A 7,952-nucleotide genomic window follows, 5' to 3' on the forward strand; every position below is an offset into this window, starting at 1 on the left:
CGTGCGCAGCCGCCGCCGTGGACCGCCGAAGCCGGGCTTCAGCGGTCTTCCAGGACCTCGCCCAGGCGTTCGACCAGGTTGCGGCGGGCGCGCTCGGCGTGCTCGTCGGACAGCGCTACGGCACGGGCTTCGTCGCCGGCATTGATGGCGTCGGCGATGGCTGCGTGCTCCTGCCAGATCGATTCGCGCTGCTCGGAGGATTGCAGCACCGCGCCCATGACGCGGCGCAGGTGCACCCAGTGCAGGTGTGCGCTGTCGGCGATCAGCGAGTTGCCCGACGCCTGGTAGACCGCGTTGTGAAAGGCGATGTCCGCATCGATCATCGATTTGACATTCTTGCTTCGCGAGGCCTTCTGGCCCTGCGCGATCAGGCCCTTGTCGATATGTGCGCCGCGCTGGACGGCCAGTTTGGCGGCCAGCGCGTCCAGCGCCCCGCGGACTTCGTAGAGTTTGCCGATCCACTCCAGGTCCAGCGGGGCGACCAGCACTCCGCGGCCCGGCGCGTCCTGCACCAGCCCGTCTTTTTTCAGCAGGCGCAGGGCTTGCAGGACAGGGGAGCGCGACACGGCGAACTGCTCGGCGATTTCTTCCTGCGTGAGGCGGGTGCCGGGAGCCAGCGAACCGTCGCTGATGGCGTCCAGCAACACCCGGTAGACCTCGTCCACGTAGTCGGGCCGGACCTGGATCTTGTCGAATTTGAGCGTCATAGGCGTGTGTCTTTGTACTTTGAATTCAGAGTACAGGCCGCCATGCCCAGCGTCAATCGCAGCCATTGATCGGTATTAACCCGGATGACCATGGCAGCGGAACCCCTTTAAAGTCTGTATACAGACTTCGGTATTCTGAGTTTTGTAAGTAATCAACAAGCGCGGCGCAAGCCGCAATCAGGAGACGAGACATGAGCAAATTGATGGATAAGCGGGACGGCACCACAGGCACCGGCGGCAGCGGCCAGGGCACGGTGAAGAAGCTGATCCCGTATGGCGGCTATTACACGAACAAGACGGTTGGCCACGATCCCGAGTTGACCGAGACCGGGCCGGGCACGCCCACGGGCGAGTACATGCGCCGCTTCTGGCATCCGATCTGCATGTCCATGGAATTGACCGACACGCCGCGCTTCTTGAAGATCATGACCGAAGAGCTGGTGGCGTTCCGCGACGGCAGCGGCAGGGTGGGCGTGCTGCACGCGCACTGCGTGCACCGCGGGGCCTCCCTGGAATACGGCGCCATCCAGGAGCGGGGCATCCAATGCTGCTACCACGGGATGGTGTTCGACGTGGACGGCACCTGTCTGCATGTGCCGTTCCCCGCCGGCGAAGAGGCCGAAGCCGAGAAATACGCATGCTCGATCCGCCAGGGCGCATACAAGGCCGTGGAACGCAATGGCCTGGTCTTCGCCTATATGGGCCCGCCGGATGAGGAGCCGCCGTTCCCCGAGTGGGAGGGTGACTTCACCGTGTTGCCGGGCGACGAGCTGGTGCCGTACAGCAACTTCCAGCACTGCAATTGGCTTCAGGTGCAGGACAACGCGGCCGACAACTATCACCCGACGGCCCTGCATGCCGGCAAGAACGTGGTGGGAGGACATTACCAGGGCACCACCTTCGACGAGGTCGGGGCGGCGTCGATGGAGGTGGCGCCCGACATGCAATTCATCCCGGTGCAGAACGGCCGGAGCCTGGCGTGCGCCGGCGCCCGCCGGGTCGACCGCGACCGGCTCTTCATCCGGGTCCAGCACCAGGCCCTGCCGAACCTGAGCCTGCACGCCTACACGTCGGAAGACGGCTCGCGGAAAAAGCTGTTCAGCCGCTTCCACATCATCCGCTGGACGGTGCCAGTCGACGACGAGAACAGCAAGATGATCGGGTGGCGCGTCATGGGGCCGGGCATCGATACGCGCGGCATCGGCAAGAAGGAATGGGTGGGCTACGAAAGCATCGACTTCCTGGAGGGCCAGGTGGCCATGCGCAGGCCCGAGCGTTTTGGCCAGTACACGATCGAGGACATGCCCCCGATTCCGCAGAACCATCGCGAGCGGGCCAACTACAAGGAAGCGCAGTACGCGCCCGGCGACTATGAGGCCATCATCAGCCAGCGGCCGATCGCGGTGCACGCGCTGGAGAACCCCACCAAGTTCGATGCCGGCCTGTACATGTTCCGCAAACTGCTGCGCGATGCAGTGCGGGGCTCCAACCCCGCGGCCAGCCCCGCGGGATTCGCCGAATGGCTGCGCTCGGTGGCGGGCGCGCCCAACAGCTATTGCTCGGGCAATGTCCTGGAGATCCCGCTGGCCGCGGATATCAAGGACGAGGTGGCGCAGCGCCGCCGCATTTCCAAGGGCATCGTCGCGATCCTCACGGAAGGCGAACACCTCAAGGGCGAGGAGCGCGCCGCGTGGGTGCGCGGGCGCCTGGAGGAACTGGAACAGTCGGCCCGCGGGGCCTGACGCGCGGCCAAGGCGGGACGGCGCGCCCCGCCATTCGGCGCGGGCGCGGCCTGGAGGAACGGTTGAGGAGACAAGAGGATGAAGAGCGAAACAGCGGCCGGTCAGGCGGCGGAACTGGAAGTGTTCCTGAAGCAGATCCGCTACGAAGGCAGGAATATCCATTCTTACGAATTCGTGGATCCGGCAGGGGCGGAATTGCCGCCGTTTTCGGCGGGGGCGCACATCGACATCCACCTGGGCCAGGGCGTGCTGCGGCAGTATTCGCTGTGCAATCCGCCCAGCGAAAGGCACCGTTACGTGATCGCCGTGCTGCGTGACGAGAAGGGGCGGGGCGGCTCCCAAAGCGTGCATGAACGGCTGCGCGTGCAGGACCGGGTGCGGATCAGCCGCCCGCGCAACAACTTCCCGCTGCAGCCCGGTGCTCGCAAGGCCGTGCTGCTGGCCGGCGGCATCGGCATTACGCCGCTCAAGTCCATGGTCCACGCCCTGCAGGCGCGGGGCATGGACTTCGAGCTGCATTACTGCGCGCGCGATGCCGGCGCGGCAGCTTTCTGCCGCGATCTGGAGGAAATGCTGGAGGCGGGGCGCCTGCATCTGCATTTTGACGACGGCGATCCGTCGCGGGGCCTGGACATCGCCGGCCTGCTGGATGGCGTGCCCGGCGCCGGCACGCACCTTTATTACTGCGGCCCGGCCGGTTTCATGGCGGCGTGCGCGAAGGCGGCCGCCCATTGGCCGCCCGGCACCGTCCATTGCGAGCATTTCAAGGCGCCCGAACGCGCTGCCGGGCCGGCGGCGTCGACCACGGACGGGCGCTTCCGGATTGAGATCGCCAGTACCGGGCAATGCCTGGACGTGCCGGCGGACCGCAGCATCGCGGACGTATTGCGCGTGGCGGGCATCGGCATCGAAACCTCCTGCGAGGCGGGCCTGTGCGCGACCTGCAAGGTGCGTTATCTATCCGGCGAGGTAGACCATCAGGACTACGTGCTGGACGCCACGGATCAGCAGGATTACCTGACCGTGTGCGTATCGCGCGCCAGGAGCGAGCTGCTGGTGCTGGATCTGTAGGGCTGCCGAGGCTGCGTCGCCCGCTGTGAACAGGGAGGGTTCCATGATCCTGGCCGATTACCTTACCGTGCAAGCCGGCGCGTCGCCGGAGTACGTCTTCCAGATGCTGGGTGAAACGGGCTTCTCGATGCCCGCGGCATCCTGTCCCTCGTCGCCCTTGCGGCACTGGCAGCGGGACGAGGCGCTGCCCCCGGCGGCTTGTCTGCTGCTGGAGCAAGGCTTGCACCTGTCGGGCATCTGTGGGCTGGTTCGGGCGGTGTCCGCGAGTGCTTCCGGTCCGGAGGCCGAGGCCGCCTGGATCCTGGCGCGCAGCGATCAGGGGCTCGTGTCCATCGTGGTCCGCGGCGCGGCCGGGGCCAGCGCGCGCCGGCTGCGCGAAGACGCCGCGCTGGCCTTGAGGCAGGCCGCGCGCTATCTGGCGGGATACGCGGTCGTGCTGGCGCAGGCCAGCCGGGGCGACGAGAGCATGGAGGGCTACCTGCGCTTCGCGGGCAAGCCGGGGCGGGAGCAGGTTCGGGCGGACACGCTGTACGCCAACCGCGATGCCGGGACCGGGACGATGTTTGCCTGCGCATGGCTGGGGCACAGCCTCACAGCCGCCGATTAAGCCGCAGCGCAAGGTTCTCCTGGGCGCGCGGCCGGGCGTTTACGCCGCCAGGCGCGGATTGAAGGCGTCGTTCAGCGCATCGCCCAGCAGGTTGAGCGAAAGCACGGTCAGCACGATGGACAGGCCGGGCAGCGCGGCCAGGTACCAGGCGGTGCGCAGCATCTCGCGCGCATCGCCGATCATGCTGCCCCACGACACGGCGTTGGGGTCTCCCATGTTCATGAAGGACAGCGCCGACTCGATGAGGATGGCGTTGGCGACCAGCACCGAAGTCGTGACGATCACGGGCGGCAGCGCATTGGGCAGGATTTCCAGGAAGGCGATGCGGAAATGGCCGAACCCGCTGCTGCGCGCCGCCTGCACGAATTCCGCTTCGCGCAGGGTGCGGAACTCGGCGCGCACCAGCCTCGCGACCACCGGCCACGATGCCACGCCGATGGACAAGGCGATCACCGGCACCGACGGCCGGCCGATGGCGACGATGACCACTACCAGCAGGAACGATGGGATGGTCTGCAGCAGTTCGGTGATGCGCATCAGCACGACGTCCGCCCAGCCGCCCGCATAGCCGGCCGTGGCGCCCACAGCGATGCCGATGGCCAGGCTCAACAGCGCGGCGGTCACGCCCACCGTCAGCGAAACCTGCGCGCCATGCGCCAGGCCGGCGGCGATATCGCGTCCCATCGTGTCGGTGCCCAGCCAGAACGCCGGATCCTGGCCGGGCCACAGGATGGGAGGCCCGACCATGTCGAGGGGGTCTTGCGGAAAGCTCCACGGCGCCGTGGCCGCGGCAAGCAGGATCAGCAGCAGCAGGACGGCGCCCGCCACGGCGCCGGGATTGGTCAGCAGGCGCCAAACGGCGCCTTGGCGCGGCCGGGGACGGCGGGTGGCGGCGGCATTGGGCAGGGAAGGGGGGGGCGCGGGCATGGCGTATGGGGCGATGGGCGCGTCAATGGACGCGGATGCGCGGATCGAGCAAGGCATGCAGCAGATCGACGAGCAGGTTGGCAAGGATCACGAGCAGGGAGGACAGGACCAGGATTCCCAGCAGTACGACGTAGTCGCGGGCCATCACCGATTCGTACGCCAGGCGGCCCAGGCCGGGCCAGCTGAAGACGGTCTCCACCACCACGGCGCCGCCCAGCAGCGTGCCGAAGTTCAGCCCCGCCACCGTGGTGACCGGGATCAGCGCGTTGCGCAGGATGTGGCGCCGCGCGACCGCCCAGGGGTTGAGCCCCTTGGCCCGGGCGGTGCGCACGAAATCCTGACGGCTGACTTCCAGCATGGAGGCCCGGGTCAGGCGCGCGAAGATGGCGACATAGAAGCCCGCCAGCGCCAGGGTCGGCAGCACCAGGTGGCGCGCGACGTCCAGCGCGTGCGCCAGGCCGGTGGCGGCCGAACCGATGGTCGATACGCCGCCCGGCGGCAGCCAGCCCAACTGCACCGAGAGCAGGATGATGGCCATCAGGCCCAGCCAGAACCCAGGGGTGGAGTACAGCAGCAGCGCCGCCAGCGACAGTACGCGGTCGGGCCAGCGGCCCACGAAGCTGGCCATGAGCGCGCCCAGCGCGATGCCGGCCGCCAGCGCGCAGCCCAGGGCGCTGAACATCAGCAGGACCGTGTTGCCGAGCCGGCTGAAGATCAGGTCCGACACCGGCAGGTTATAGCGGGGCGAGACGCCCAGGTTCAGCCGCGCCAGGTTGCGCACGTAAGCCTGCAGCTGCTGCAGCACGGGCTGGTCCAGGCCGAAGTGGCTGCGCATGGCCGCCATGCCCGCTTCGGTGGCGGAGCCCGATTCGGCGGCGATCACGTCGGCGGCGTCGCCCGGCACGGCCTGCAGCAGAAAGAAGCTGAGCAGGACGACGCCGATGACAGTGGGAACCGCCTGCAGGAGGGAGCGCGCAAGGGTCTGGACGGCGCGTAGGGATGTCATGGTGGCGCTTTCCGTGGCGGCTTATTGCAGGTACACGTCCGCCAGATTGGATTCCACCCCGTCGGCGGTCAGCGAATGGTCATGGACGCGCTGATTGGCGATGGTGATGAATTCCGGCTGGTACAGGTTGAGGTCGGGCACCTCCTGCGCCACGATCTGCTGGAACGCCTTGAACAATTCGACGCGGCGGACCGGGTCGTTCTCCACCGCGGCGGCTTCCAGCAGTTCGTCCACTTTGGGGTTCCGGTAGTGCGTGCCATTGGAGAACGGCACGCCCTTGATAAAGTTCTTCGACCAGTACAGGCGCTGCACGCCCACGGTGGGATCGAACAGGTTGCTGGCGCCGTTGGTGGTGAAGGCAAAATCGCGATCGGTATAGACGCGCTTGATGAAGGCGGAGGCGTCCTGCGACCGCACCGCCACGGCGATGCCCACGCGGGCCAGCGTGGTGCGCAGGTAGTCGGCCAGGCGGGCGCCGTCCGCGCCGATGGGGTTGTAGTCCAGCGGCACGCGGAATCGCACGCCGTCGGGGCCCTTGGGATAGCCGGCTTCGTCCAGCAGTGCGTTGGCGCGTTTCAGATCGTACGGATAGGGCGAGGGCGCCGGGTCGTTGTAGGTTTTCAGGCCCGGCGCGATCGGCGAATAGGCGACCTGGCCGACGCCGTAGTTCACCACCTTGAGAATCACGTTGCGGTCGACCGCGTGCGCGACCGCTTGGCGGACCTTTTCGTTCTTGAAGCGCGGATCGTCCAGGTTGAACTCCAGCCGCGTGACGTTGTAGGAATAGCTGTTGCCGCGGGTCTCGAAGCGCAGCGACGGCACGCCCTTCAGCCGCGCCAGGTCGGCCAGTGGCACGGGCGTGCGGTAGCCCAGGTCGACCGTGCCGGTCTCGAAGGCGATGGCGGCGGCGGCGGGGTCCGCCACGATGCGCACGATCAGGCGGTCGATGTAGGGCTTGGGCTTGTCCCAGTAGTCCGGATTGCGCTCATAGACGATATGGCTGCCGCGCACCCACTCCTTGAACTTGTAGGGGCCGGTGCCGATCGGCGCGGACGTAGCGGGATTGGTCAGCGGGTCGGTGCCGTCGTAGACATGCTTGGGAACGATGGGCGTCTCGGTGGCGACGAACGCGCGGATCAGGTAGGGCGCCGGCTTGGACAAACGCAGGACGACGGTGTGGTCGTCCGGCGTTTCGATGGCGGTCACGTTGGCGAAGGTATTGCGGCCGCGCGGGTGGATGCGCTTGAGCAGGTCGATCGAATACGCCACGTCCGCCGCGGTGAAGGGCTTGCCGTCGTGCCACGTCACGCCCTGGCGCAGCGTGAAGGTGTACACGGTGCCATCCGGGCTGATTTGCCAGCCGGTGGCAAGCTGGGGCTCGGGCTTGAGATCGTAGCCGTACTTGAGCAGGCCTTCGGTCACCTTGGCGCTGACGCTCAGGATCGGGGTGGCCACGTTGCCGACGGTCACGAGGGCGGTGGGCTCGGACGGCAGCAGCAGCGTCAGCGTGCCGCCGCGGGCGGGTTCGGCATGGACGGCGGGCGCAAGCGCCAGCAGCGCGCCGGCCAGGGTCAGGTGAAGAAAGGAACGGCGGGGAAATGTCATGATGGGCAGCGGATGTCGATGAAAGAGGAATGCCCGGGCGCGGCCCGGGGCGGGAAAGGGGTGCGCGGCGCTCAGGGCTGGGCGGAGGGCTGCCGGTAGGTTTGCAGCGCCTGGCCGGCGCTGACCAGCCCGTCGCGCACGTCGCGTTCGAGGCGGGCCGGATCGCGCTCGCCGGGGTTGCCCAGTCCGCCGCCGCCGGGCGTGTGCACGACCAGCCGTTCGCCGGCGGGAACCAGCTGGCGGCCCTTGGCCTGCAGCGCGCGGCCGCCGGCCAGCGCCAATTGGCC

Annotated in this window: 7 protein-coding genes and 1 pseudogene; 3 read left to right on the plus strand and 5 right to left on the minus strand. The window is 67.8% G+C overall.

Annotated features, from left to right (window positions below):
* Window positions 1–38: 38 nt before the first annotated feature.
* Complete coding sequence (locus AGI3411_RS16810; RefSeq protein WP_129528509.1) at window positions 39–707, minus strand: GntR family transcriptional regulator; 669 nt, start codon at window positions 705–707, stop codon at window positions 39–41.
* Window positions 708–898: 191 nt separating this feature from the next.
* On the opposite strand from AGI3411_RS16810, the gene AGI3411_RS16815 reads away from it, so the two are divergent.
* From AGI3411_RS16815 to AGI3411_RS16825, 3 genes are all read left to right on the plus strand, one after another.
* A complete protein-coding gene (locus tag AGI3411_RS16815) occupies window positions 899–2,449 on the plus strand; it encodes a Rieske 2Fe-2S domain-containing protein (protein ID WP_129528510.1) in 1,551 nt (516 codons plus the stop codon).
* Between the two features lie 78 nt (window positions 2,450–2,527).
* A complete protein-coding gene (locus AGI3411_RS16820) occupies window positions 2,528–3,520 on the plus strand; it encodes a PDR/VanB family oxidoreductase (protein WP_129528511.1) in 993 nt (330 codons plus the stop codon).
* 43 nt (window positions 3,521–3,563) lie between these two features.
* On the plus strand, window positions 3,564–4,127 hold the full coding sequence (locus AGI3411_RS16825; protein ID WP_129528512.1) for a hypothetical protein: 564 nt from the start codon (window positions 3,564–3,566) through the stop codon (window positions 4,125–4,127).
* Between the two features lie 39 nt (window positions 4,128–4,166).
* Here AGI3411_RS16825 and AGI3411_RS16830 read toward each other — a convergent pair whose 3' ends face one another.
* From AGI3411_RS16830 to AGI3411_RS16845, 4 genes and pseudogenes are all read right to left on the minus strand, one after another.
* Window positions 4,167–5,054 carry an ABC transporter permease gene (locus AGI3411_RS16830; protein WP_129528513.1) on the minus strand — a complete coding sequence of 296 codons (888 nt, stop codon included), beginning with the start codon at window positions 5,052–5,054 and terminating at the stop codon, window positions 4,167–4,169.
* A 22-nt stretch (window positions 5,055–5,076) separates the two neighbouring features.
* Window positions 5,077–6,060: an ABC transporter permease gene (locus tag AGI3411_RS16835; protein WP_129528514.1), complete on the minus strand. Its 984-nt coding sequence runs from the start codon at window positions 6,058–6,060 to the stop codon at window positions 5,077–5,079.
* A 21-nt stretch (window positions 6,061–6,081) separates the two neighbouring features.
* Window positions 6,082–7,665, minus strand: coding sequence for an ABC transporter substrate-binding protein (locus AGI3411_RS16840; RefSeq protein ID WP_129528515.1), 1,584 nt, complete (start codon window positions 7,663–7,665; stop codon window positions 6,082–6,084).
* Between the two features lie 71 nt (window positions 7,666–7,736).
* Window positions 7,737–7,952, minus strand: a pseudogene (locus AGI3411_RS16845) (hydantoinase B/oxoprolinase family protein); the annotation flags it as partial.

This window comes from Achromobacter agilis (assembly GCF_900496965.1).
In the GTDB taxonomy this organism is placed as follows: domain Bacteria; phylum Pseudomonadota; class Gammaproteobacteria; order Burkholderiales; family Burkholderiaceae_B; genus Achromobacter; species Achromobacter agilis.